19 protein-coding genes are annotated in these 24,204 nt (G+C 72.6%); 16 read left to right on the top strand and 3 right to left on the bottom strand.

Going from position 1 to position 24,204, the window contains the following annotated elements; all coding sequences use genetic code 11:
* Positions 1-5: 5 nt before the first annotated feature.
* Both NR112_RS18750 and topA read right to left on the bottom strand, forming a co-directional pair.
* Positions 6-479: a GNAT family N-acetyltransferase gene (locus NR112_RS18750; protein ID WP_256795806.1), complete on the bottom strand. Its 474-nt coding sequence runs from the start codon at positions 477-479 to the stop codon at positions 6-8.
* Between the two features lie 100 nt (positions 480-579).
* On the bottom strand, positions 580-3,363 hold the full coding sequence (gene topA, locus NR112_RS18745; RefSeq protein WP_256795805.1) for a type I DNA topoisomerase: 2,784 nt from the start codon (positions 3,361-3,363) through the stop codon (positions 580-582).
* 455 nt (positions 3,364-3,818) lie between these two features.
* Between topA and NR112_RS18740 the strand changes: the two genes are divergently transcribed.
* From NR112_RS18740 to NR112_RS18670, 15 genes are all read left to right on the top strand, one after another.
* Entirely contained in the window at positions 3,819-4,598 is a 780-nt protein-coding gene (locus NR112_RS18740) for a dioxygenase (protein ID WP_256795804.1), read from the top strand.
* Positions 4,599-4,930: 332 nt separating this feature from the next.
* On the top strand, positions 4,931-6,190 hold the full coding sequence (locus NR112_RS18735; RefSeq protein WP_256795803.1) for a toxic anion resistance protein: 1,260 nt from the start codon (positions 4,931-4,933) through the stop codon (positions 6,188-6,190).
* Between the two features lie 202 nt (positions 6,191-6,392).
* The gene (locus NR112_RS18730) at positions 6,393-6,989 is read left to right on the top strand and encodes a hypothetical protein (protein ID WP_256795802.1); all 597 of its coding nucleotides are present in this window, start codon (positions 6,393-6,395) and stop codon (positions 6,987-6,989) included.
* A gap of 53 nt (positions 6,990-7,042) precedes the next feature.
* Positions 7,043-8,749 carry an AAA family ATPase gene (locus tag NR112_RS18725; RefSeq protein WP_256795801.1) on the top strand — a complete coding sequence of 569 codons (1,707 nt, stop codon included), beginning with the start codon at positions 7,043-7,045 and terminating at the stop codon, positions 8,747-8,749.
* Positions 8,746-10,083, top strand: a complete 1,338-nt coding sequence (locus NR112_RS18720) for a hypothetical protein (protein WP_256795800.1) — start codon at positions 8,746-8,748, stop codon at positions 10,081-10,083. The genes NR112_RS18725 and NR112_RS18720 overlap by 4 nt, the downstream gene beginning before the upstream one ends.
* On the top strand, positions 10,080-11,072 hold the full coding sequence (locus NR112_RS18715; RefSeq protein WP_256795799.1) for a glutamate ABC transporter substrate-binding protein: 993 nt from the start codon (positions 10,080-10,082) through the stop codon (positions 11,070-11,072). Before NR112_RS18720 ends, NR112_RS18715 begins: the two co-directional genes overlap by 4 nt.
* On the top strand, positions 11,069-12,307 hold the full coding sequence (locus NR112_RS18710; RefSeq protein WP_256795798.1) for a hypothetical protein: 1,239 nt from the start codon (positions 11,069-11,071) through the stop codon (positions 12,305-12,307). The genes NR112_RS18715 and NR112_RS18710 overlap by 4 nt, the downstream gene beginning before the upstream one ends.
* Positions 12,304-14,715, top strand: a complete 2,412-nt coding sequence (locus NR112_RS18705; RefSeq protein ID WP_256795797.1) for a serine/threonine-protein kinase — start codon at positions 12,304-12,306, stop codon at positions 14,713-14,715. Before NR112_RS18710 ends, NR112_RS18705 begins: the two co-directional genes overlap by 4 nt.
* Positions 14,712-16,052, top strand: a complete 1,341-nt coding sequence (locus tag NR112_RS18700; protein ID WP_256795796.1) for a protein phosphatase 2C domain-containing protein — start codon at positions 14,712-14,714, stop codon at positions 16,050-16,052. Before NR112_RS18705 ends, NR112_RS18700 begins: the two co-directional genes overlap by 4 nt.
* On the top strand, positions 16,045-17,343 hold the full coding sequence (locus NR112_RS18695) for a VWA domain-containing protein (protein ID WP_020145179.1): 1,299 nt from the start codon (positions 16,045-16,047) through the stop codon (positions 17,341-17,343). Before NR112_RS18700 ends, NR112_RS18695 begins: the two co-directional genes overlap by 8 nt.
* On the top strand, positions 17,340-18,224 hold the full coding sequence (locus NR112_RS23025; RefSeq protein WP_256795795.1) for an FHA domain-containing protein: 885 nt from the start codon (positions 17,340-17,342) through the stop codon (positions 18,222-18,224). The genes NR112_RS18695 and NR112_RS23025 overlap by 4 nt, the downstream gene beginning before the upstream one ends.
* 72 nt (positions 18,225-18,296) lie before the next feature.
* The gene (locus NR112_RS18685; protein WP_256795794.1) at positions 18,297-18,626 is read left to right on the top strand and encodes a zeta toxin family protein; all 330 of its coding nucleotides are present in this window, start codon (positions 18,297-18,299) and stop codon (positions 18,624-18,626) included.
* Between the two features lie 23 nt (positions 18,627-18,649).
* Positions 18,650-18,859: a hypothetical protein gene (locus NR112_RS18680; RefSeq protein WP_256795793.1), complete on the top strand. Its 210-nt coding sequence runs from the start codon at positions 18,650-18,652 to the stop codon at positions 18,857-18,859.
* Positions 18,860-19,291: a redox-sensitive transcriptional activator SoxR gene (gene soxR / locus NR112_RS18675; RefSeq protein ID WP_256795792.1), complete on the top strand. Its 432-nt coding sequence runs from the start codon at positions 18,860-18,862 to the stop codon at positions 19,289-19,291.
* Between the two features lie 134 nt (positions 19,292-19,425).
* Entirely contained in the window at positions 19,426-20,088 is a 663-nt protein-coding gene (locus NR112_RS18670; RefSeq protein ID WP_256795791.1) for an N-acetylmuramoyl-L-alanine amidase, read from the top strand.
* A gap of 108 nt (positions 20,089-20,196) precedes the next feature.
* On the opposite strand, the gene NR112_RS18665 is transcribed toward NR112_RS18670, so the two are convergent.
* Positions 20,197-20,733 (bottom strand): hypothetical protein, encoded by a 537-nt coding sequence (locus tag NR112_RS18665; protein WP_256795790.1) that lies wholly within the window; start codon positions 20,731-20,733, stop codon positions 20,197-20,199.
* Between the two features lie 263 nt (positions 20,734-20,996).
* Between NR112_RS18665 and NR112_RS18660 the strand changes: the two genes are divergently transcribed.
* The gene (locus tag NR112_RS18660; protein WP_256795789.1) at positions 20,997-24,182 is read left to right on the top strand and encodes a BTAD domain-containing putative transcriptional regulator; all 3,186 of its coding nucleotides are present in this window, start codon (positions 20,997-20,999) and stop codon (positions 24,180-24,182) included.
* Positions 24,183-24,204 lie beyond the last annotated feature (22 nt).

Below are 24,204 nucleotides of genomic sequence, written 5' to 3'. Positions count from 1 at the left end.
GCCTCTCACCGCGGGCCGACGTTCCCGTCACCCGCGCCGTCGGGCGCGACCGGCAGCGTGTAGACGACATAGCCCCCGAACGTCGCGACCTCGTCGTAGAGCCGGCGCGCGACGACGTTCGACTCGTGGGTCTGCCAGTAGACGCTGCCGCAGCCGTGCTCGCGCGCCCAGTCACGCACGGCCGCGACGAGGGCGCTCGCCACGCCGCGACCACGCACCACGGGGTCGGTGAAGAGATCCTCGAGGTAGCAGAGGTCGGCCTCGCTCGAGCTGGGGTGAACGAGGAAGTGAGTGATCCCGACGAGCTCACCATCAAGCCACGCCCCGAGCCCGTGCAGCCTTGTGTCAGAGATGATCTCGCGCCAGGCCTTGTAGTATGCCGCCTGGCCGAGCTCGCGCTCGTAGAAGCGGATGTACGCGCGGAAGAGCATCTCCCACCGGTCCCGGTCGGCGGGTTCCAGACGTCGGGTCTCGATCACGACCCGACGCTAGCGTGACGGCACCCTCCCCGGCAGGGCCACCTCTCGGCATACGCAATGAACCACTCGAGTGGGACGGGTGCTCGCTCGACGGGGCGGGTCAGGCCTTCTTGGCGGCGGCCTTCTTCGTCGTGCGCGTCGTCGCCTTCTTCGCGGTCTTCTTCGCCGTCTTCTTCACGGCGCGCTTGCGGGTCGTCGGGCCCTTGGCGCGCTTCTCGGCGAGCAGCTCGAAGCCCCGATCCGGCGTGATCGCCTCGGGGTCGTCATCCTTCCGCAGCGTCGCGTTGGTCTCGCCGTCGGTGACGTACGGACCGAAGCGGCCGTCCTTGACGACGACGGGCTTGCCACTGACGGGGTCGGCGCCGAGCTCCTTGAGCGGCGGGGCGGCCGCGGCCCGACCGCGCTGCTTGGGCTGGGCGTAGATGGCGAGCGCCTCGTCGAGGGTGATGTCGAAGAGCTGCTGCTCTGTCGTCAGCGACCGTGAGTCGGTGCCCTTCTTGAGGTACGGGCCGTAACGACCGTTCTGCGCGGTGATCTCGACGCCCTCGGTATCGGAGCCGACGACCCGCGGCAGCGAGAGGAGCTTGAGGGCCGACTCGAGGTCGAGCGTGGCCAGCTCCATGTCCTTGAAGAGCGAGGCCGTGCGCGGCTTGACCTTGGCGGGCTTCTTGGCCTTGGGCTTGTCGGCACCGGTCGCGCCGGTCGCACCCTCGTCGTCCTCGATGACCTCGGTGACATAGGGCCCGTAGCGCCCGGCGCGGGCGATGATCTCGCGGCCGGTGTCGGGGTCCTTGCCCAGGACCTTGCCGTCGTCGGCGGCGACCTCGAGCAGCTCCCGCGCCTTCTCGGGCGTCATCTCGTCGGGCGCGATGTCGTCGGTGATCGTCGCGCGGCGCGGCGTCGCGGCCACCTCGGCGCCGTCGGCGACCTCGCCCGTCGCGAGGTCGACACCCGCAGGCACGAGCTCCTCGACGTAGGGGCCGTAGCGGCCGACGCGCACGACCATGCCGTCGCCGATCGGGATGGTGCTGATCTCCTTCGCGTCGATCTCGCCGAGGTCCTCGACGAGGTTGCGCAGGCCGGCGGCCGAGGTTGCCTCCTCGCCGAAGTAGAAGCGCTTCAGCCACGCGACGCGACCCTCGTCGCCATTGGCGATGCGGTCGAGGTCCTCCTCCATCGAGGCGGTGAACTCGTAGTCGACGAGGTTGCCGAAGTGCTCCTCGAGCAGCCGGGTCACGGCGAAGGCGAGCCACGTCGGCACGAGGGCCTGGCCCTTGGTGAAGACGTAGCCGCGGTCCTGGATGGTGCCGATGGTCGAGGCGTACGTCGAGGGGCGGCCGATGCCGCGCTCCTCCATCGCCTTGACGAGGGTGGCCTCGGTGAAGCGGGCCGGCGGGCTGGTCTCGTGGCCGTCGGCCTCGGCGCGGACGACCTCGAGCGGGACGCCGGCACTCAGCTTGGGCAGGCGGCGCTCTTCGGCGGCGGCGTCGGCACGGGCGGCGGACTCGTCGTCGCGGCCCTCCTCGTACGCGGCGAGGAAGCCCTTGAAGGTGATGACGGTGCCGCTGGCGCTGAACTCGACGGACTGCGCACCCTCGAGCGCCGTGTCGACGGCGAGTTTGACGGTGGCCGTCGAGCCGCGGGCATCGGCCATCTGCGAGGCGACGGTGCGCTTCCAGATCAGCTCGTAGAGCGCGAACTCCTCGCCGCGCAGCGACCCGGCGACCTGGGCCGGGCTGCGGAAGCGGTCACCGGCGGGACGGATGGCCTCGTGGGCCTCCTGCGCGTTCTTGACCTTCTTCTCGTAGCGGCGCGGGCTGTCCGGGACGTACTCGGCGCCGTACATGTCGCGGGCCTGGCTGCGCGCCGCGGTCATCGCGGCGTCCGACAGCGTCGTGCTGTCGGTACGCATGTAGGTGATGTAGCCGTTCTCGTAGAGCCGCTGCGCCACGCGCATCGCGTTCTTGGACGACATCCGCAGCTTGCGGGACGCCTCCTGCTGGAGGGTCGAGGTCGTGAACGGTGCCGACGGGCGGCGGGTGTAGGGCTTCTCCTGGACGTCGGTGACCCGCGCCCTCAGGGGCAGGCACGCCTCGGCGATGCGCGTCGCGAGCGCCTCGTCGAGGTGGACGACGCTCTTGCCGGTGAGGCGGCCGTCGTCGGCGAAGTCGCGACCGGAGGCGACGCGCACACCGTCGACGGACGAGAGGCGCGCCGTGAACTGCTGGCTCGCGCTGTCGGGGGTGAAGTCACCCTCGACGTCCCAGTAGGAGGAGCGGACGAACGCCATGCGCTCGCGCTCGCGCTCGACGACCATGCGGGTCGCGACGGACTGGACGCGGCCGGCCGACAGTCCCTGGCGGACCTTGCGCCACAGGACCGGGCTGACCTCGTAGCCGTAGAGGCGGTCGAGGATGCGGCGGGTCTCCTGGGCGTCGACCATCGCGGTGTCGATCTCGCGGGTGTCGTTGACGGCCCGCTGGATCGCCTCGCGGGTGATCTCGTGGAACACCATGCGCTTGACGGGGACTCGCGGCTTGAGCGCCTCGAGCAGGTGCCACGCGATGGCCTCGCCCTCGCGGTCCTCATCGGTGGCGAGGTAGAGCTCGCTGGCGTCCTTGAGGAGCCGCTTGAGCTCGGCGACCTTCTTCTTCTTGTCCGGGTCGACGACGTAGTACGGCTCGAAGCCGTTGTCGACGTCGACGGCAAACTTGCCGAACGGGCCCTTCTTCATGTCCGCCGGAAGCTCGGACGGGTTCGGCAGGTCACGGATGTGACCGACCGACGCCTCGACCTCGAAGTCCCCTCCGAGGTAGCCGGCGATGGTCTTCGCCTTGGCGGGCGACTCGACGATGACGAGCTTGCGGCCCTTGCCTGCGGCCATGGTGCACCTTCAACTTCCCGCATCTCACGTGCAGCGGATTCGTCGCTGCCCCGACGTGGACGCGGACCGACCGTAACAGCCCGCGCCGAGTGCGGTCTCACGACATCCACCCGAGAGGGCGTATGCCGTCCCCTCGCGACCCGCTCGCCCCGCACCCACCGCGCCCCGCATCGCATCGAAACGTCGAGAGGCCACGTGTGGCCCCCTCGCACCCGTCGAGAGGCCAGAAGTGGCCACTGAGGGCTGGCCTCTCGACCGTGCGGAAGCGGCCAGAGGTGGCCTCTCGACGGTTGGGGGTGGGCCGGAAGTGGCCTCTCGACGTTGGGGGTGGGCGCGGGTGGGGCGCTGGGGTTCGTCGAAAAGGGGGCCCGCGGCATACGGCCTCGGGAATGATGGCGAGCCAACGCTCGTTCCTCATGGTAGTTTAGACTTCAACAACTTCGGAAGGAACCGCCATGTCCGCCCCGGTCCTGTACCTCAGCCACGGTGCGCCGCCGCTCGCCGACGACGAGCGCTGGACCGCCGAGCTGGCCGGATGGTCCGCGGACCTGCCCAAGCCCACGAACGTCCTCATGGTGTCCGCGCACTGGGAGGACGCACCGACGACGCTCGGCTCGACGACCGGCGCACCGCTGACCTACGACTTCTGGGGCTTCCCGCAGAAGTACTACGAGGTGACCTACGACGCCCCCGCCGCCCCCGGGCTCGCCGACGACGTGACGAGGCTGCTCACCTGGCCGGGCCACCAGGTGCACCGCGACGAGGCACGCGGCCTCGACCACGGCGCATACGTCCCGCTCAAGGAGATGTTCCCCGACGCCGACGTGCCGGTGCTCCAGATGTCGATGCCGACGCTGGACCCGCGAGGGCTCTTCGAGATCGGCCGGCGCCTCGCACCCCTGCGCGACCAGGGCACGATGATCATCGGCTCCGGCTTCACGACCCACAACCTGCGCTGGTTCAACCCGCACGCCGGCGCCGACGGCCTGCCCCCACGCGCCAGCGCCGAGTTCGACCACTGGGCCCAGGAGGCCATGCGGGCCCAGGACGTCGACAGCCTGCTCGACTTCCTCGACAAGGCCCCGGCCGCCCACGAGGCCCACCCCCGCACGGAGCACTTCGCCCCGCTCTTCGTCACCCTCGGCGCCGCCTACGAGTCCGGCGGTCTCGACAACACGAGCGTCATCGACGGCTTCTGGTTCGGGCTGAGCAAGCGGTCCTGGCAGTTCGACTGAGCCAGACCGAGTCGCCCGACGCCCGGACGCAGGGCCGGGGAACCGGCGGGTAACCCCATCCGTTCTCCGGGCGTGGGTGCCCCACGCACGCGGTCGCGGCTCGTAACCTCCCCTGACTCCGAGCCGCGGCCGCTCGCTCTCCGGAGAGGGACTTCCGGGCGACGGAACCCACGCGTTCGCCCACCCGTCGCAGGCGCACGGCACGTAGAGTGGCCGTACGCCCGACGAGCGCGCCGCAGGCGTGATTCGTGCGCCGTCCGCGGTGCCGACGGGCGAGGGACTTCGGTCGCGTCGCCGACGCGGCCGGCACGCGAGGGAAGGACCCGCTCCACATGACTGACCAGCCCGCCGCCCAGGCAGCCGCGCCCGCCCAGGTCGCCCCCCTCGAGCCGCCGCCCGGCGACGCGTTCATCCTCACGGCCCCCGCACCGACGGCCGCCGTCGCCGAGACCGCCGCGCCGAAGATGGCACCGGCCGTCCCCGAGGCGGCCCTGCCCGGCCTCGACGCCAAGGTCGACACCTACCTCGACTCCCTCACGAAGGCCGCGGCCCGCTCGCCCGAGTGGGAGACCAAGGCCGCCGACGTGCGCACCATGGGCAACGACGAGGTGCGGTTCGCCGCCGAGTCGTCCAACCGGATGCTCCAGATGCCCGTCAAGGCGCTCAACGAGGGCGGCCTGTCGGGCAACTCCAAGGTCGGCAAGACGCTGCTCGACCTGCGGCGCACGGTCGAGGACCTCGACCCGGGCCAGGCGAAGGGCGCCAAGAAGTTCCTCGGCATGGTCCCGTTCGGCGACAAGGTCAACGACTACTTCCGCAAGTACCAGTCGGCGCAGAGCCACCTCAACGGCATCCTCCACTCGCTCCAGTCGGGGCAGGACGAGCTCGTCAAGGACAACGTCGCCCTCAACCTCGAGAAGAAGAACCTCTGGGAGTCGATGGGCCGGCTCAACCAGTACGTCTACGTCGCCGAGCGGCTCGACGCCAAGCTCGCCGCCCAGGTCGCGACCCTCGAGTCGACCGACCCCGAGCGCGCCAAGGCGCTGCGCGAGGACGTCCTCTTCTACGTCCGCCAGAAGCACCAGGACCTGCTGACCCAGCTGGCCGTGTCGATCCAGAACTACCTCGCGATCGACATCATCATCAAGAACAACATCGAGCTCATCAAGGGCGTCGACCGGGCGACGACGACCACGGTCTCGGCCCTGCGGACCGCCGTCATCGTGGCCCAGGCGCTCAACAACCAGCAGCTCGTGCTCGACCAGATCACGGCCCTCAACACGACGACCTCGGGCATCATCGAGCGCACGTCGGAGGCCCTCAAGCAGAACTCCGCCCGCATCCAGGAGCAGTCCGCGAGCTCGACGCTGTCGATCGAGTCGCTGCAGAAGGCGTTCGCCAACATCTACGAGACGATGGACACCATCGACCAGTTCAAGGTGCGGGCGCTCGACAACATGGCCGCGACGATCGGCACGCTCGAGACCGAGGTGGCCAAGTCGCGCACCTACCTCGAGCGCGTGTCCAAGCAGGACGCCCGCCGCGCCGAGAACGCCGCTCCCGGGCTGCTCGACCTCGGCTCCGGCCGGTGAGGGTGGCTGCGCATGCCAGCCCGACCGGGAGCCGGTGACGGGCCGGCGACGCGGGTGAGGTGAGGCGGGATCGCCGTGGCGCGACCCGTGGAGCAGGATGTGCGTGGCCGGCCGACGTCGGCGCGCGTGACACACCAGAGGGGACAACGCAGTGGGAATCCGGTCGTGGTTCGGGTTGGACAGGCCCGAGGCACCCGAGCCCGTGCGCTCGGGGCCGCCGACCACCGAGCAGCTCCTCGGGGCGCTGGACGCCATCGAGGCCCAGGCCCGCGAGGGCAAGGTGCCCGGCGTCGTGCTCTCACGCCTGCTGCGCGTCACCCGGATCGTGCGCCAGACCCTGCCGCGCCTGTCCAACCTCGGTCTCGGCAGCAGTCAGGGCTTCAGCGTCATGGCCACCGCCACCGACTACCTGCCGGTCGCCATCGGCAACTACCTGCGCCTCCCGCGCGACTGGGCCGACACGCGCCCCATCGCGGCGGGCAAGAGCTCGGTCATGCTCCTCGTCGACCAGCTCGACCTGCTCGGCACGACGATGGACAAGGTCTACGACGCCGTATGCCGTGCCGACGCCGAGGCGATCATCGTGCACGGGGCGTTCCTCGAGCAGAAGTTCGGTCAGGCGTCGGAGGGCGGCGTGCTCGGGCTCGGGCCGGACCCCGTGCGCGTCGCCCCACCCCCCGGCACGGGCTCCTCGGACTCCTCGGGCTCCTCGGACACCTCGGGCTCGTCGGGAACCGCGGACCCGCCCGGCGCCGTCAGCACGTCACCGTCCCCCCACCCGCTGGCCCCGCCGGAGTGATGCATGAACGTCGACCGTGAACGCCGACCCCAGTGCCGACCTGAGTGCGGACCATGACCACCACTGACGAGTCACGCCTCGCCGAGAGCCTGGAGCAGCTGAGCGACGTCGCGGCGGAGGCCGGCCTCGACCCGGCCGCCGCCCGCGACGAGGGGCTGCGCGTCGCGGCCGCGCTGGCCGAGGCCGTGCCCGGGGCGGCGCCCGCCTGGGCCGAGGTCGCCCACCCCGGCCTGACCGATCCCGCCCGCATCAACGAGGCGTTCTTCGACGCCGCCTCGTCGGGGCGTCGCTGGCGCGGCGCCCCGACCGACCTGCTCGACGCCCTCGTCGCCTCCCGACACACCCTCGCCGCCGAGTACGCCGAGGCGCTGACCGAGGTGGCCTCGTCCGCCGTCATGCTCGGCACGGCGCCGATCTGGGTCATCGCCAACGCGTCCGCCGCCTCCGGCGCGTACCTCGCCGCGGCACGCCTCCCCTCGCACGGCCTTCCCGGCCTGCCCGGTGGCCCTCTCGGCGGCGCGCCCGCGATGGGCTTCGGCTCCCCCGATGCGATGCGTCCGAACGTCCCCGGTCCGATCGACCCGCGCCTCCTCGAGCTGGTGCGCCCGCCCGGCAGCCCTGCGGCTCAAGGCGACCCGGCCGGAGCCCCAGCCCCCGGCGCGACGGCGACGGCCGCACCCACCGATGCGCCGGCCCGACCCGACAAGGCCGCCGAGCCCGAGAAGTCGGTCGAGGAGCTCCTCGCCGAGCTCGACGCGATGATCGGCCTCGAGCGGGTCAAGAAGGAGATCCACCGCCAGGTCGCCCTGCTGTCCGTCGAGAAGATGCGCACCCACGCCGGCCTCAAGGCGCCGAAGATGAGCCGGCACCTCATCTTCGTCGGCAACCCCGGCACCGGGAAGACGACCGTCGCCCGACTCGTCGGCGGGATCTACAAGGCACTCGGCCTGCTCCCCACCGGCCAGCTCATCGAGGTCGACCGCAGCGAGCTCGTCGCGGGCTACGTCGGGCAGACCGCGATGAAGACCGCCGAGGTCTGCGCCAAGGCCACCGGCGGCGTGCTCTTCATCGACGAGGCGTACGCCCTGACCGGCGACCAGTACGCCGAAGAGGCCGTCAACACCCTCGTCAAGGAGATGGAGGACCACCGCGAGGACCTCGTCGTCATCGTCGCCGGATACCCCGACCCGATGGTCCGCTTCATCTCCCAGAACCCGGGCCTGGCCAGCCGGTTCAGGACGACCATCGAGTTCGACGACTACTCCGACGACGAGCTGCTCGCCATCCTCGACTCGATCGCCGAGGGCTCCGACTACGAGCTGACCACCGAGGCCCACACCCGCGTGCGCCACATCCTGCAGGCCACGCCGCGCACCTCGGCCTTCGGCAACGGCCGCTTCTCCCGCAACCTCTTCGAGCAAGCGGTCGGGCGGCACGCCTGGCGACTCAAGGACGCGACGGAGCCGACGCGCGACGACCTGCGTCTACTCACAGCAGACGACCTCACCGACCAGCCCGACGAACCCGACGAACCCGACGACGAACCCGACGACCAGCTCGACGACCGGCCCAGCGACGATGCCGCGGGGGCGCCGGCCGAGCCGACGGGCCAGGCACCGGTTGCACCCGAGGCGACGTCCACGGATCCGGCGGCGGTCAGGGCAGACCCTGATGGTCGAGTGGTCACCGATGAGGCAGTCTCGAACGAGCACGACGAGCCGCACGACACGAGCGCGACCGAGCACGAGGACACCGCATGAGCGCACCGACGACGAACATCCCCGTCGCCATCCCGGCGGGTGCGTCGTCCGGCGCGCCCGCGCGCCAGGCTCCGCGCACCATCGCCGGTAGCCTGTCCGGCGGCATTCCCGGCGCCCGGGGCGTCGCGAGCCGGCTGCTCCACGGCACGCCCGGCCGGATGCGTCTCTTCGGGCTGCTCGGCGTCCTGGCCGCGGTCCTGCTCGGTGCCATCAGCGTCAACGCGCTGCTCGCGTCGCAGTCCGCGGTCGAGCGCGCCGCCAACAACAGCGCCCAGGTGGTCCGCAACCAGTCGATCCACGTGGACCTGCTGCGCGCCGACGCCGTCGCCACCAACGCCTTCCTCGTCGGCGGACTCGAGTCGCCCGAGTCGCGGGCCAGCTACGAGGGCGCGATGGGCAGGGTGGCCTCGGGGATCGCGGAGGCCGCCGCCGCGCAGCCCGCCGACGGGAACGCCCTCGGGGTCCTCGCCGAGCGCGTGCAGACGTATGCCGCCCTCGTCGAGCAGGCCCGCTCCAACAACCGCCTCGGCCTGCCGGTCGGAGCGCAGTACCTCACCCAGGCGAGCGCGGGTCTGCGCGCCGATGCGATCCCGATCGTGACGCAGGTCGTCAAGGCCAACGAGGACCGCGCGAAGAAGGAGTTCGACCGCAGCAACTCGAGCCTGCAGCTGCTCGTGGGCCTCGTGTCGCTCATCGGGCTCGTCGCGCTCGCGGTCTGGCTCGCCAAGCGCACGCACCGCTACCTCAACCCGTCCCTCACGGGTGCCATCGCCCTGCTCCTCGTCGCGCTCTTCGTCACCGCGACCGTCATCACCGGGGTCGGCAGCGCGGCCCGCGACGTCTCCAACGGCAACTACCAGCGTGCCGTCGCCCTCGCGAACGTGACGACGGCGGCCAACGACGCCCGCGCCAACGAGAGCCTGACACTGATCCGCCGGGGCTCGGGAGCATCCAACGAGCAGGCCTGGGTCGCCGACCGCAACACCGTCGACGCGACACTCGCCACGCTCAACGACAGCGCCACCCTGCAGGACCAGTGGGGCGAGTACGTCGATGCGCACGTCGAGGTCCGCTCCCTCGACAACGGCGGTCGCTGGGACGACGCGGTCAAGCTGTCGACGAGCACGGCCGACGGAGGCGCCGCCAAGACCTTCGGGACCTTCGACGTGAGCGTGACACAGGCCCGCGACAGCGCCGGCAAGGCGACCGTCACGACCTTGGAGGAGCTCGGGGGCGCCGCGCCCCTCATCGCCGTCGTCGTCGCCCTCGCGGCCCTCGTCGCATCGTGGCTCATCATCCGAGGAGTCGGCCAGCGGATCGAGGAGTACCGATGACCACCATGCTCTCGACGCTGCGGCGTCGCCTCTCCGTCCTCGTCACCGTGGCCGGGCTGGGCGCCCTCGCCGGATGCTCCGGCGTCACGTACGCGGAGACCCAGCTGCCGACGACCCCTGCACCGAAGCCGTCGAGCAGCGCGCCCGCCGTGCCCGCGGCGACGTGCACCAACGCGACTCAGTCCTACGACCCCTTGCCGAGCCTTCCCAGCAGGGGCGACATCACCGACGCGTCGATGCGCCGGATCATCAGCAAGGGCTTCATCACCGTCGGCGTCTCGGCCGACACCTACCTCTTCGGCGCCCGCAACGCCTTCACCGGCGGCATCGAGGGCTTCGACATCGACATGGCCCGGGCCGTCGCCAAGGCGATCTTCGGCGACCCGAACAAGGTGCAGCTGCGCGTCATCACCGCCGGTGACCGCATCCCGCTGCTCAAGGATCCCGACCGCCCGATCGACATGGTCGCGCGCAACATGTCGATGACGTGCGGCCGCTGGAACGACATCGGCTTCTCGGCCGAGTACTACCACTCCGGCCAGAAGGTCCTCGTCAGCAAGGCCCTGCCCGGCGCCAAGGACCTCGGCCTCGCCGACCTCAAGGGCAAGCGGGTCTGCGCTCCGACCGGCACGACATCCCTGACCAAGCTCCAGGAGGTCAAGGGCCCGGTCGTCGTGACGGCGGGCACGCACACCGGGTGCCTCGTGCTGCTCCAGCAGGGCAAGGCCGACGCCATCACGGGTGACGACACGGTGCTCGCCGGCCTCGCGGCCCAGGACCCCAACACTGTCGTCACGAGTGCCAAGGCCATCACCGTCGAGCCCTACGGCCTGGGCCTCAACAAGGCCGACGTCTACCTCGCCCGCTACGTCAACCGCGTCATCGCCGACCTCGAGGCCGACGGCGAGTGGAAGACGATCTACAACCGCTGGCTCGCCGGGCCGCTCGGGCCCGCGCCCGCACCCCCGACCCCGGTCTACGGACGATGAGCGCAGTGCCGCAGAGCCACCCCGACCCGGGCACCGTCGCACCGACGGCACCCGGGAGGCTCGGCGTGCCCGTCCAGGCCGCCGAGGCCCAGACCTACCTCAACGCGTTGCGCGAGTGGGTCGCCCAGCGTCGCGCCGACCTCGGCGAGGTCGACCGCGCGGTCCTCAAGCTCTCGCAGGCCGAGCAGGTCGCGATCACCACCGACCTCACGGTGGCGCTGACCTTCTGGAAGGCCGTCAGCGACCGCCTCACCCTCCTCGAGACGACCTTCGACGGCGGCCGCGTCGGTCCCGTCGAGGCCGAGCGGCTCTCGACCCTCATCCACGGACGGCTCGACTCCAACACGACCGAGCACCTCGCGCTGCCGTCGAGCGGCTCGCTCGCGGTGAGCCTCCCGGAAGCGTGCCGGCTGCTCGACTCGTTGACCCGCACCCTCCAGGCGCGAGCCTCACTCGCCCCCGGGGCCGCGGAGGCGACGCAACGGATCACCGTGGTGCGTGCCGGGATCGAGCGCACCCGCGACCAGATACCGCTGGTCCCGGCCGGCACGCAGCGTGACGACGCCACCGAGAAGCTCGCGCGGCTCGACCGCCGGATGGACGACCTCGTGGAACGCGCCCGTCGTGGCGCCGACGTCGGCGGGATCATCGGCCCCCTCGAGATCGACGTGGCCGTGCTCGAGCGCGACCTCATCGTGGCCGCCGCCGAACGTGCCTCCGCCGCGCGCAGCCGGGTGCGCACCCAGCAGCAGGTCGAGGAGCTCGACGCGCGCGCCGCCGCCATCCGGGCCCTCGAACGGGCCTGCCTCGAGGCGATCACGCCGGCACCACACCTCGCGATCCCCAACGTCCGTGCGCTCGGACCCGTGCCGCAGGCGGCAGCCGAGCTGACGGCATACCGCGACAAGCTCGAGCGGGTCTCCCGGGCGCTCGACCTCGCCCACGAGACGTATGCCGCCGGGCTGGCCGAGCGCGACGAGGTCGTCGGGCTCGTGGGTGCGGTCGGCGCCATGGCCGCCGCGGCGACGCTGACTCCCGAGGCGGGAGCCGACGTGGCCGAGCTCCGTCGCCGCCTCGACGAGACGCTCGCCGCCCGCCCGCTGCCGATCTCCCGTGCCCGCGCCCTCGCCGCGGCCTTCTCGGCCTACGTCGACGCGGCCACCCGCCCGCAGCCCCGTGCCGGTCGCGCCGCCCCCCGTCCCTCCGCACCCCGACCCCAGAGGCCCCGCCCATGAACTGCACGCAGCCGGGCTGCACCGGAACGATCGTCGACGGCTACTGCGACGTGTGCGGCATGGCGGCCGGCTCCAACCCCGCCACCGCCGTCAGCGCACCGGCCCGGGTCGTGGCCGCCGTCCCCGGGCCGTCCATCCCCGAGGGTGGCGCCTGCCAGCAGCCCGGATGCACGGGCACCATCGACGCGGGCTACTGCAACGTCTGCGGCACCCCGGCCGACCAGCTCGGTGTCGCCGGGTATGCCGCCCCCTCCGCGCCGTCGGCCGCCGCCCCCACGGCCGGGGCCACCGCGGCGACAGCGGCCACCGGTGGTGTCGGCCCCGAGATCTCCACGCGCTCGGCTGCCTCGAGCAACCTCGCGTCGGCAGCGTTGGGCTCCAAGCGTGCCCGCGAGGCCGGGTCCATCGCGACGCGCCGCACCGGGGGCTCGCAGCGCCTGCGCTCGGCCCGCCTCGGTGGCGGCATCACGTCGGTGCGCCCGGCACCCGAGATCGACGCCGAGAAGGCCCTGCTCACCAACCCGTCCGTGCCCGAGAACAAGCGCTTCTGCCCAAAGTGCGGCGAGCCCGTCGGCCGCGGCCGCGAGGGCAAGCCGGGTCGGACCACCGGCTTCTGCGCCAACTGCCGCCACCCGTTCTCCTTCGATCCCAAGCTCAAGGCGGGCGACCTCGTCGCGGGCCAGTACGAGGTGGCCGGCTGCCTCGCCCACGGCGGCCTCGGCTGGATCTATCTCGCGCGCGACAAGAACGTCTCGGACCGGTGGGTCGTGCTCAAGGGCCTGCTCAACTCGGCCGACCCCGACGCCCTCGCGGCCGCGATCGCCGAGCAGCGCTTCCTCGCGCAGGTGTCGCACCCGAGCATCGTCGAGATCTACAACTTCGTCACGCACGACGACGCCGGCTACATCGTCATGGAGTACGTCGGCGGCACGTCGCTCAAGTCGATCCTCAAGCAGCGCCTCCAGGCCGCCGGGACGTACGACCCGCTGCCCGTCGACCAGGCCCTCGCCTACATCCTCGAGATCCTGCCGTCGTTCCAGTACCTCCACGACCTCGGGCTCGTCTACTGCGACTTCAAGCCCGACAACATCATCCAGGTCGGCGACGAGGTCAAGCTCATCGACCTCGGTGGCGTGCGCCGCGCCGACGACGACGACTCGGCGATCTTCGGCACCGTCGGCTACCAGGCCCCCGAGGTGGCCGAGCTCGGCGTCTCCGCCGCCTCCGACATCTACACGATCGGACGCACGCTCGTCGTGCTGACGATGGAGTTCCGTGGCTACCAGACGACCTTCCTCAACACCCTCCCGGCCCAGGACACCGTGCCGGTCTTCCAGCGCTACGACTCCTTCTACCGACTCGTCGCCAAGGCGTGCGCGCCCAACCGTGACGACCGCTTCGTGTCGGCCGACGAGCTGCGCTCCCAGATGGTCGGCGTGCTCCGTGAGGTAGTGGCCCTCGACCGGGGGTCCGGCGCCGCGACGACCACCGTCAGCTCCCTGCTCTTCGACGTGCCGACGCCGGGCGTCGAGCCCGACGACTGGCGCAACCTCCCGGCCATGCGCCGCGACCCGCACGACCCGCAGACCGGCTGGCTGACCACGGTCTCCGGCTCACCGCAGGAACGCCTCGCGACGCTCAAGCGGGCTGCCGTGCGCACGACGGAGGTGCTCCTCGAGCAGGCCCGCACCGCGCTCGACGCCGGTCAGCCCGACGTCGCCGAGTCGACGGCCGGCGAGCTGCTGAGCGCCGACCCGTGGGAGTGGCGGGCCGTGTGGATCCAGGGCCTGGCCGCGCTCGAGCGGGGTGACTCACGCGCCGCGCAGGCCGCGTTCAACGCCGTCTACGGACAGGTGCCCGGGGAGCTCGCGCCCAAGCTCGCGCTGGCGCAGGCGTCGGAGCAGGCCGGTGACGCCGCCGTGGCCGAGAACCTCTACGTCGCGTGCGCGCGCACCGACGCCACCTACGTCCCCATGTCGGCCTTCGGCCTCGCTCGCATCCGGGCCGCGCGGTCCGACGTCGAGGGGGCCGTGGCGGCATACCGCCTCGTCCCGGTCCAGTCGAGCGCCTACCGCACGGCACGCGCCGGCCTCGCCGAGCTGCTCACCAAGGCGAACCGGGGGTTGCCCGACCTCGCCGAGGCGCTGCGCACGCTCGACGACACCTCCTTGTCGGCGCGGCGCCGAGCCGAGCTCACGACGCTGATCTACCGTGAGGCGCTCGTCACCGTGGAGAAGAGTGGCAACAAGGCCGACGTCCGCCTTGGCGAGCACAAGGGCACCCCGAACGGCCTGCGTGTCGGGCTCGAGGAGGCCCTGCGCGAGCTGGCCAAGCGCACCCCCGACCTGTCCGAGCGCGTCCCCCTCGTGGACGAGGCCAACGCCATCCGACCCTGGAGCCTCTGGTGACCGACATCCCGACCACGGGAGCAGCAGGGCCCGCTCCGCTGCCCACGGACTCGCCCACGGACTCGCCCACGACCTCGTCCGCGGCCTCGTCAGCGGCCTCGTCAGCGGCCTCGTCCGGTGCCGCCGCATCGCGGGACTGTCCCGCCTGCGGCGCCGCCAACCCGGCCGACTCGACCTTCTGCGAGGCGTGCGGTGCCGACCTCGTCGTCGCGGCCCGCGCCTCGAACGGGCCGCAGCCCCCGGCCGACGTCTCGGACGGCACCGTCCTCGCCTCGGCGACACCGCAGACCGCGCCCGCCGGCGAGGAGTCCCCACTCGACGTCGGCTGGACCGGGGCGGTCCCGTCGGCCGCCGTCGCCCCCGTGGCGGACGACCTCGCGTGCCACGCCTGCGGCGAGGGCCACATCGTCGACGGCTACTGCGACCACTGCGGCACCCCGCCGCCCAACCCGCGCGACCACCTCGTCGAGTCCCCGACGGCCTGGGTCGGCGGCGTCTGCGACATCGGCAAGCGCCACGCCCGCAACGAGGACGCCATGTCCCTCAGCGCCAGGGAGCCGGCGGGGTCGCGCGCGGTCCTCGTCGTCTGCGACGGCGTCTCGATGGCCACCGACTCGCACATCGCCTCGCTCGCGGCCGCGACGGCCGCCCGGGCGGTCCTCGACCAACCCTTTCCCAAGGGCGTCGGCACCCCTGACGCCTGGGCGGCCGGTGCCGGGCGGGCGCTGACGAGCGCCGTCACCCGCGCCAACGAGGCCGTCGCGGCCTCCGTCGTCGAGGACGTCCCCAACCCGCCGTCGTGCACCTTCGCGGCCGCTGTCGTCGAGGACGACGTCATCGTCGCGGGCAACGTCGGCGACAGCCGTGTCTACTGGCTGCCCGACGACACTGCTGAGCCCGCGCGTCAGCTCGGCCGCGACGACTCCTTCGCCCAGGAGCAGATGGCGGCAGGCGTCCCGAGGCTCACGGCCGAGACCGGACCGCACGCGCACTCGATCACACGGTGGCTCGGCAAGGACGCCCCCGACGACCTCACGCCGCACCTGACGACGCTGACGGCGACGCCCGGCTGGCTCATGGTCTGCTCCGACGGGCTGTGGAACTACTGCTCCGAGGCCGAGGCGCTGCGCACCCTGCTGACCGACGCCGCGGCACGACTCGACGACGCCACCCCCACGACGGTGGCCCAGGCCCTCGTCGACTTCGCGAACGAGCAGGGTGGACGCGACAACATCACGGTTGCCCTCGCCAGACTGGCTGGGCGAGGATCGAGCACGACGACGACCGAGGCGACCGCAGCGGCGGCGCCGGTGGAAGGGGACCCGACCGATGGCTGACTTCACGGCAGAGGTGTTCCAGAACGAGTTCCTGCCCGACGGGGGCACCGACGTGCACGCGATCGTCCGCGTCACCTCCACCGGCGCCTCGGCAGGTGCGTCGGCCGGCGCCTCGGCCGGGCTCGCCGACCCCGGCTCGGCGGCGGAGGTCATCCTCATCGACACCTCCGGCTCGATGGGCCGCCGCGGCGTCCAGGCCGCCGGCGAGGCCGCAAAGGCAGCGCTCGCCGAGATCGTCGACGGCACGCTCTTCTCGATCGTGTCCGGCAACGGCACGGCGCAGATCGTCTACCCCTACAGCCACCAGGGCGCGCTCGTGCCGATGTCGGCACACACCCGCGGCGAGGCCAACCGGGCCATCGAGGGCCTGCGCGCCAACGGCGGCACGGCGATGGGCACGTGGCTCACCCTCGCCCGGCAGATCTTCGAGACCGTGCCACACGTGACCAAGCGCCACGCGATCCTGCTCACCGACGGCGTCAACGAGGGCGAGACGCCCCAGTCGCTGCAGGCCGCGGTCCGCAGCTGCGTCGGCGCGTTCCAGTGCGACTGCCGCGGCGTGGGCGACCAGTGGCGCGTCGACGAGGTGCGTGGCATCGCCTCGGCGCTGCTCGGCACCGTCGATCTCATCCCGGCGCCCGAGGAGATGGCCGCGGAGTTCGAGGCCATGATGCGTGCCTCGATGTCTCGTGGCGTCGCCAACTCCGAGCTGCGCGTGTGGGTGCCGCAGGGTGCCGAGCTGCTCTTCGTCAAGCAGGTGTCGCCGACGCTCGAGGACCTCACGTCGCGACGCACGGTCGTCAACCCGCTCACCGGCGCCTACCCGACCGGGGCGTGGTCCGACGAGAGCCGCGACTACCACGTGGCTGTCCGCCTCCCGGCCCGCACGCTCGGCCAGGAGCAGCTCGCGGCCCGGGTCCAGTTCTCGCTGGGCGGCGACCCTGTCGCCCAGGCCCTCGTCAAGGCCAAATGGAGCAACGACGACTCCCTGACGACCCGCATCGACCCTGCGGTCGCCGCCTACACGGGGCAGGCCGAGCTCGCCACCGTCATCCAGGAGGGTCTCGCGGCCAAGGCGGCCGGCCAGGACGACGTCGCGACCTCGAAGCTCGGTCGGGCCGTCCAGCTCGCCGACCAGACCGGCAACGAGGAGATGACCTCGCGCCTGCGGAAGGTCGTCGAGATCGACGACGCCGACACCGGGACCGTCCGGCTCAAGAAGGGGGCCTCGAAGATCGACGAGATGTCGCTCGACACGGCCTCGACGAAGACGAGCAGGGTGCGCCGGTGAGCGCTGTCTGCCCCAACGGGCACACGTCCGAGGCCGAGGACTACTGCGACACCTGCGGCTCACCCATCGATGTGAGCGCCCAGCCGGCCGCAGGCGGCGGTGTAGGGGCGGGCACCGCCGACCCGACGGGCGCCCCGTCCGAGGCAGCGAGCGGCGCGGGGACGTCCGGCTCCTCCCTCGACCTCGACCCTCCGGCCGCCGCAGCCCACGCGGCCCCGGCTCCTGCTGACCCGGCCGCACCGGCGGGACTCGTCTGCCCCAACTGCCAGACGGAGAACCCCGACGGCGCGCTCTTCTGCGAGGCCTGCGGCTACGACTTCACGACCGGCGCGATGCCGCGTGACCCGTCGGCCGGTCCGGGCGACCTCGCCGACACCGAGCCCGACGGTGAGGCCGTCGCCACTGCGGCCGCCGGCCCTGCCGGCGTCCCCGCGGTCGGCGCCGCCGCCGAGCAGGCGACCACGTCGTTCGAGTGGTTGGCCGAGGTCTGGGTCGACCCGGACTGGTACCAGACCCAGGAGGCGGAGGACCCCTGTCCCTCACCCGGTCTGCCGACGATCATGCCGCTGCGCCACCGCAGCGTCCTGCTCGGTCGCGTGTCCACGAGCAAGAACACCAACCCCGAGATCGACCTCTCGTCCGACCCCGGCGTCAGCCGCCGGCACGCCCAGCTGACGACCGACGGCTCGCGCTGGTTCGTCGAGGACCTCGGCAGCTCCAACGGGACCTTCGTCGGCCCTGCGTCGGGACCGCTCCCCCGTCGCGCCATCGCGGTCGGCCCGAAGACCGAGCTCGGCGACGACGACCGCCTCTACGTCGGCGCGTGGACCCGCGTCGTCGTGCGTCGTGCCACGCCCGACGAGGTCGAGGCCTACGCCTGAGCACTGCCCGCTACTTGAACGTCACATGAACTCTGACGACTTTTCGCCCGGAGGCGCCTAGGGTGGTGCGGTGTGAGCGACCGGCCCCTCCACACCGCCGTCGACATCCCGCAGGTCATCGTCGTCACCGGCGTCATGGCTGCCGGCAAGTCGACCGTCTCCCAGCTCCTCGCGGAGCGCTTCACGCGCGCTGTGCACCTGCGCGGTGACGAGTTCCGCCGCGTCGTCGTGCGCGGCCGCGTCGACATGTCTCCGCACGGCGACCCCGAGGCCGAGCGGCAGCTGGCGCTGCGCCATGCCATCGCGGCCACTCCGCCGACGAGTACGCCGCGGCCGGCTTCACCGTCGTCGTCCAGGACCTCTTCGTCGGCACGACCCTGCAGCCCTTCCTCGACCGGCTGACCGCGCGACCGCTCAGCCTCGTCATGCTCGCGCCCGACGTCGGCACCGTGATGCAGCGCGAGTCCGAACGCGTCAAGGTCGGCTACGGCGACCTCTGGTCGATCCGCGACTTCGACCACAAGGTGCGCACCGAGACGCCGCACATCGGGCTGTGGCTCGACAGCTCGCAGCAGACGCCGGACGAGACGGTCGATGAGATCCTCACCCGCCTGGCCGAGGCGAGGATCTCCTAGGTGTCCGGCCTGACGATCGGGCAGGTTGCCGAGCGCACCGGTGCGGCCACCTCCGCGCTGCGCTACTGGGAGGACCTCGGGCTCATCAGCTCGGTGCGCACCACCGGCAACCAGCGCCGCTACGAGCGTGCCACGATCCGCCGGGTGTCGTTCATCCGGGCGGCCCAGCGGGTCGGGCTGTCGCTCGAGGAGATCGGTGCGGCCCTGTCCACGCTCCCGGACGCGCGCACCCCCACGGCGACGGACTGGGCCCGCCTCTCACGCGCCTGGCGCGGCCGGCTCGACGAGCAGATCCGCCGCATCGAGAAGCTGCGCGACCAGCTCGACTCCTGCATCGGCTGCGGCTGCCTCAGCCTGCGCACGTGCGCGCTCAACAACCCGTCCGACGTGCTGGCTGAACACGGCCCGGGGGCCGTCCTGCTCGAGCCCTGACCGGGCCGCAGCGTCCGAGGCTCAGCACGGGTCGCAGCGCGGCAGCGCGGCAGACGCGGTTAGGGCCTTGTTACTGGCGGTCGAGAGGCTTCGATCGTCGCCGGAGAGTCCGGCCGCGATCGAAGGAGGCCTCCATGCCCACTGCGCCGCGAGCCGGCGGAGCTCCGGCCGCACCGCTGTCGCCCGAGACGGACCGACCGTCGGCCCTGCTCGGGCCGCCGTCCGCCGCCCTGAGCTGGCTGGCTGAGGCGCTCACCGACGCGGGTCTCACGGTCCACGAGACGGACGGCTGGCGCTCGCGCGCGCGACCCGGCGACTTCGCCCCGGTGGGCGTGTTGCTCCACCACACGGGGGTCGCGGCGTCCCCCGAGGCTCCTGCGCCGTCACTGGCCACCCTGCGCGGCGAGGGCCCGGTCGCGGCGTCACCCGGCCCGAGGTGCCACGTGCTCGTCGACCGGAACGCCGAGTGCTGGGTCGTGGCTGCGGGTCGTGCCGACCACGCCGGCCGGGCGCGCGCGAGCGGCCCGGTGCCCGCGGGCGACGCGAGCGCGCTCTACGTGGGCCTCGAGATCGAGTATGCCGCGACGGCCGCCGAACCCACCCAGTACGCCACGAGCGCCCAGAAGTCGGCCGCCGTGCTGGCTGCCGCCCGGATCGTCGGAGCCCTGGGCGGGGACCACACCTTCGTCCGCGCGCACAAGGAGACGAGCACGTCGGGACGCACCGACCCCTTCAACTGGGACATGGTGTCGATCCGGGACTCGATCCGCCAGACGCTGGAGAGAACGGGCTGGTAGCCGCCACGCCGCAAGCCCCGCGGCGACGGGCGGCGCGACGACGGCGCCCACCCCGGGTGGATCGGGGTGGGCGCCGTCGGGCTGTCGCGCTGCTTCGTCCCGGAGGGGTCAGTCGCGGATGTTGTCGGCGCGTCGGGCCAGGTAGCCGGAGTACGTGCTCAGGCTGGCGATCCGGTGCTCCATGTCGGTGGTCGGGTTGGACTCCTCGTAGAGCCAGAACTGCGTGTGCGCCGTGTTGGCCCACTTCTCGAAGAGGACCGCGTGGTTGCCCGCGTCGACGAGGTAGTCGCCCGGCTTCAGGTTCGCCTTGCTGATGCCGGAGCTGTAGGTGGAGCCGGCGAGGGCGGTGGTGTTGGGCGCGCTGAGGCCGGTGGGGCCGAGCTTGAGCGCCATCGAGATGAAGCCGGAGCAGTCGCGGCGCCAGCTGTAGACACCGTCGGGACCCGTGGCCGTGCCGGACTGGCTGTACTGGATGTTGCGGTCGAACCAGTTCTTGGCGCGCGCGATGACGTCGGCGCGGCTGATCGGGTCGTTGGGGGCGGCCTGCGCCGTCACGGCAGGGCCGGCCGTGAGGACGGCGGTCGAGAGCACGGCCGTCGCGAGCGCCGAGCGCAGGACGGCCCGGCGGGTGGGCTGGGGCTTCATGGGTGTCTCCTTGTCGCTACCGGGTCGGCCGACCCGGTCGGTCGGTGGGTGTGAGCAGCCGTATGCCGCTCGCAGCCGGAAGTGCTTGACCCCGGACACGATTCGGCGCCTCCCTAACATTCGGCTAACCGCGGCCGACCTCCCCTTCCGGGCCCTCTGCGCCCCGGGGGTCGTCTGGCACGCCCGCACCCGCACGCGCCGGCGGCCGCTGCTCTTGCCCTGCCACGCTCGGCGTCCGGTATCAATGACCCGTGGAGTTTGGGGTGCTGGGGCCTGTCGAGGTGCTCTCCGACGCCGGGGCACAGGTGCCGCTGGGCAGCGGTCGCGAGCGCCTCGTCCTCGCGATGATGCTGCTCGGCGCCGACCGGCTCGTGCCCACGGAGCGGCTCATCGACGCCCTGTGGACCGAGCCTCCCCCGACGGCCAAGCAGCAGCTGCAGAACCTCATCGCCGGGCTCCGGCGCCGGTTGTCCGCGCACGACCGGGATCTCGTGACAACGCGGCCGTTCGGCTACCAGCTCCGGATGGCCCGGCACCACCTCGACGTCGTCACGTTCCGGCGACTCGTCGCCGACGCGCGCTTCGCTGCCGAGGCCGGCGCCCCCGACGCCGCCGCCCGGACGCTGACGGGAGCTCTCGACCTCTGGCGGGGCACGCCGCTCAGCGACGCGGCCCCGGCGAGCCCCGACACCGAGGTCGCGACCCTCGTGCAGTCGCTGCACGACGAGCGGGTGGCCGCCATCGACCTGCTCGTGGAGTCGCTCGCCGCCACCGGCCAGCACGACCAGGTGCTGGCGGCCACGGCGAGCCAGCTGCACCTCGACCCCTGGAACGAGCGCCTGCACGCCCATCGGCTCCGTGCCCTCGCTGCGACCGGTCGGCGGAGCGAGGCCGGCGAGGAGTACCGCCGGCTGCGGCGCCAGTTCATCGACGAGCTCGGGGTGGGTCCCGGCGCCGAGCTCGCCGTCCTCAACGTGGCGATCCTCGAGGGACACGCGCTCGCGACGCCGCGGAGCACCGGCGCGGTGACCGCGGTGACCCGGCCGGTCCCGCGCGAGCTGCCGGCCCTGGCCTGGACGCTCGTCGGCCGGGACGAGCTGCTGTCGACCATCACCGAGCGCCTCGGGACCTCGCTCGGCACGGAGAGCGCCCCGGCGGAGACGGCAGGCAGCACCGCCTCCCTCCCCGGTGCCGGGCGACCGACCGTCGTCGTGCTCGTCGGCGTCGGTGGTGTTGGGAAGACCGCCCTCGCGCTCGCTGCCGGCCACGCACTCGGCGGCTCGTACCCCGACGGAACGCTCCACGCCGCGCTCGGGCACGGGCCTCGGGGCACCGCCGACGTGCACGACATCGCGGCCCGCTTCCTCCGGGCGCTGGGGGTCGACCCGTCGGCGATCCCTGCCGACCCGGACGAGCGGATCTCGCTGTACCGCAGCACCATCGACCGCAAGCGGCTGCTCGTCGTGCTCGACGACGCCGTGAGCGAGGCACAGGTCCTGCGCCTGCTGCCCACCGGACCCGGATCGGGCGCCATCGTCACGTCACGCAGCAAGCTGGCCGGGCTCGTCGGCGTCCGCCGGCACACGGTGCCCCCGCTCGCGCCGCATGATGCCGCCGGCCTCATCGTCGCACTGGCCGGCCCCGACCGTCCGGCCGGTCCCCCCACCGGGAACGACGCCGTCGTCGCGGAGATCAGCGCCCTCTGCGGCCACCTTCCGCTCGCCCTCTGCGTCGCCGGCGCCAAGCTCGCGACGAACGCCGACCTCGAGCTCGGCGAGCTGCGTGACCGGCTGTCGGGCGAGCACGCGCGGCTCGACGAGCTCTCGGTGGGCGACATCGACGTCCGGGCCAGCATCGGCGCCTCGGTCGGCGACCTCGCCGCCCCGGCCGCGCGCCTGTTCGCCCGGCTCGGCGTCACGTCGGGAGAGTGGCCCGAGTGGGTGCCACGTCTGCTCATGGGCGAGGGAGAGTCGCGGGCGGCGGCTCGCCACGCGCTCGACCAGCTCATCGACCGCCACCTCGTCGAGCCGAGCGGCCGCGACGCAGCCGGCCAGGCCCGCTTCCGGGTGCACAGCCTCGTCGTCGAGCTGTCCCGCGAGCGACTGGTCGCCTCGGAGGCGGCGGCCGAGCGCGATGCCCTCGCCCTGCGCCTCTACCGCGCGTGGCTCGAGCTCGCGAGCGTCGCGGAGGCCGAACTGACGTCCGACGGCGCGGGGCACCCGAGCCCGGACGGAGCGACGACGGGCACCACGTCGCGGTCCACGCCGGACACCACGTCGGGCACGACCACGACCCCGGACGCGCCGCTCACCTCGGCCCCGGTCCGGGCACCGAGCGACTGGTTCGAGGCCGAGCGGATCAACCTCACGGCAGCGGTGCTCGGCGCGGTCGCCCTCGAGGAGCGCGAGCTCGCCGCCCGCCTTGCCCTCGCGCTGCGTACCTTTCTCACGATCCGTGCCTACGACGACGAACGCGAGCGAGTGCTGCGCCTCGCCCTCGACGACTATCCCGAGACGCGCGACCAGGGGCTGCTCGCGCAGCTGCTCGGAGCGCTCTTCGGGGTGCTCGCCCAGGAGCGGCGCTACGCCGAGCTGCCCGAGGTCGCCGCGCGTCGCCTCGCCACGGCTCAGACCCTCGGTGACCCGGCGCTCGAACAGGCCGCGATGGCCCAGGCGGGCTGGGCGGCCATGGTGCTCAACCACTTCGACGAGGCGCTCGAGGCGTATGCCGCGTTGGCCACCCTCGCCGCGCAGCGCGGGGACGAGCCGGGCCGGGCCTCAGCCCTCGGCCAACGCGGCGTGGTGCTGCGCAACATGGGCCGTCCCGCCGAGGGCGACCCGCTCCTCGCGGCCACGGTCGAGGCCGCGCGCCACGGCGGGTCGGCGCGGCGCACCTGCATCTGGCTCGTGACGCGCTCCGAAGGGCTGCTCGATCTCGGCCGCACCGACGAGGCGGAGGTGCTCCTCACGGAGGCTGTGACGATCGCTGACGGCCTGCGGGACGAGCTCGGCGCGGCGCACTGCCGGCTCGCGCTCGCCCGCGCGCACCTGCTCCGGGGCGACCTCGACCGCGCCCGCGAGCAGCTGGGAGCGGCCCGTCCCCAGCTCGACGCCCGCGCCCCCGCCGGGGAGGACCTCGACTGCCTCCGTCTGGCCGTCGACCTCGACGTCGCGTCCGGTGACCTGGCGTCGGCGACGAAGCGCGGCCGACTGCTCGTCGAGGGCCGCCGTGAGGACGGCGACGAGCTGCAGCTCGCCTGCGACCTGGCACGCCTGGCGCGCCTCCCGCGGCCGGACGACCGGACGGAGGGGCCTGCCGACGCGGAGGACGGCGATGAGGGTCAGGACGCGGAAGGCGAGGCCGACGCCATCCTGGCCCGGCTCGGGCTCGGCACCGCGGCCCTGCGCCTCCCGCCACTCACGTTCGAGAACTCGTCGCCGCGTTGTTAGGGATTTGTTGGCGCGACCCACT

The organism is Terrabacter sp. Ter38, assembly GCF_024519435.1.
Lineage (GTDB): Bacteria > Actinomycetota > Actinomycetes > Actinomycetales > Dermatophilaceae > Terrabacter.
The sequence above is the reverse complement of the archived record's forward strand: the minus strand, read 5'-3'. Positions and strand labels throughout refer to the sequence as shown.

Excerpts from the sequence above, each read along its gene's own strand:
- NR112_RS18725 (WP_256795801.1), top strand. The coding sequence starts at position 7,043 with ATGACCACCACTGACGAGTCACGCCTCGCCGAGAGCCTGGAGCAGCTG.
- NR112_RS18735 (WP_256795803.1), top strand. The coding sequence starts at position 4,931 with ATGACTGACCAGCCCGCCGCCCAGGCAGCCGCGCCCGCCCAGGTCGCC.
- NR112_RS18715 (WP_256795799.1), top strand. The coding sequence starts at position 10,080 with ATGACCACCATGCTCTCGACGCTGCGGCGTCGCCTCTCCGTCCTCGTC.
- NR112_RS18695 (WP_020145179.1), top strand. The coding sequence starts at position 16,045 with ATGGCTGACTTCACGGCAGAGGTGTTCCAGAACGAGTTCCTGCCCGAC.
- NR112_RS18665 (WP_256795790.1), bottom strand. The coding sequence starts at position 20,733 with ATGAAGCCCCAGCCCACCCGCCGGGCCGTCCTGCGCTCGGCGCTCGCG.
- NR112_RS18670 (WP_256795791.1), top strand. The coding sequence starts at position 19,426 with ATGCCCACTGCGCCGCGAGCCGGCGGAGCTCCGGCCGCACCGCTGTCG.
- NR112_RS18680 (WP_256795793.1), top strand. The coding sequence starts at position 18,650 with ATGCTCGCGCCCGACGTCGGCACCGTGATGCAGCGCGAGTCCGAACGC.
- NR112_RS18710 (WP_256795798.1), top strand. The coding sequence starts at position 11,069 with ATGAGCGCAGTGCCGCAGAGCCACCCCGACCCGGGCACCGTCGCACCG.
- NR112_RS18720 (WP_256795800.1), top strand. The coding sequence starts at position 8,746 with ATGAGCGCACCGACGACGAACATCCCCGTCGCCATCCCGGCGGGTGCG.
- NR112_RS18705 (WP_256795797.1), top strand. The coding sequence starts at position 12,304 with ATGAACTGCACGCAGCCGGGCTGCACCGGAACGATCGTCGACGGCTAC.
- NR112_RS18740 (WP_256795804.1), top strand. The coding sequence starts at position 3,819 with ATGTCCGCCCCGGTCCTGTACCTCAGCCACGGTGCGCCGCCGCTCGCC.
- topA (WP_256795805.1), bottom strand. The coding sequence starts at position 3,363 with ATGGCCGCAGGCAAGGGCCGCAAGCTCGTCATCGTCGAGTCGCCCGCC.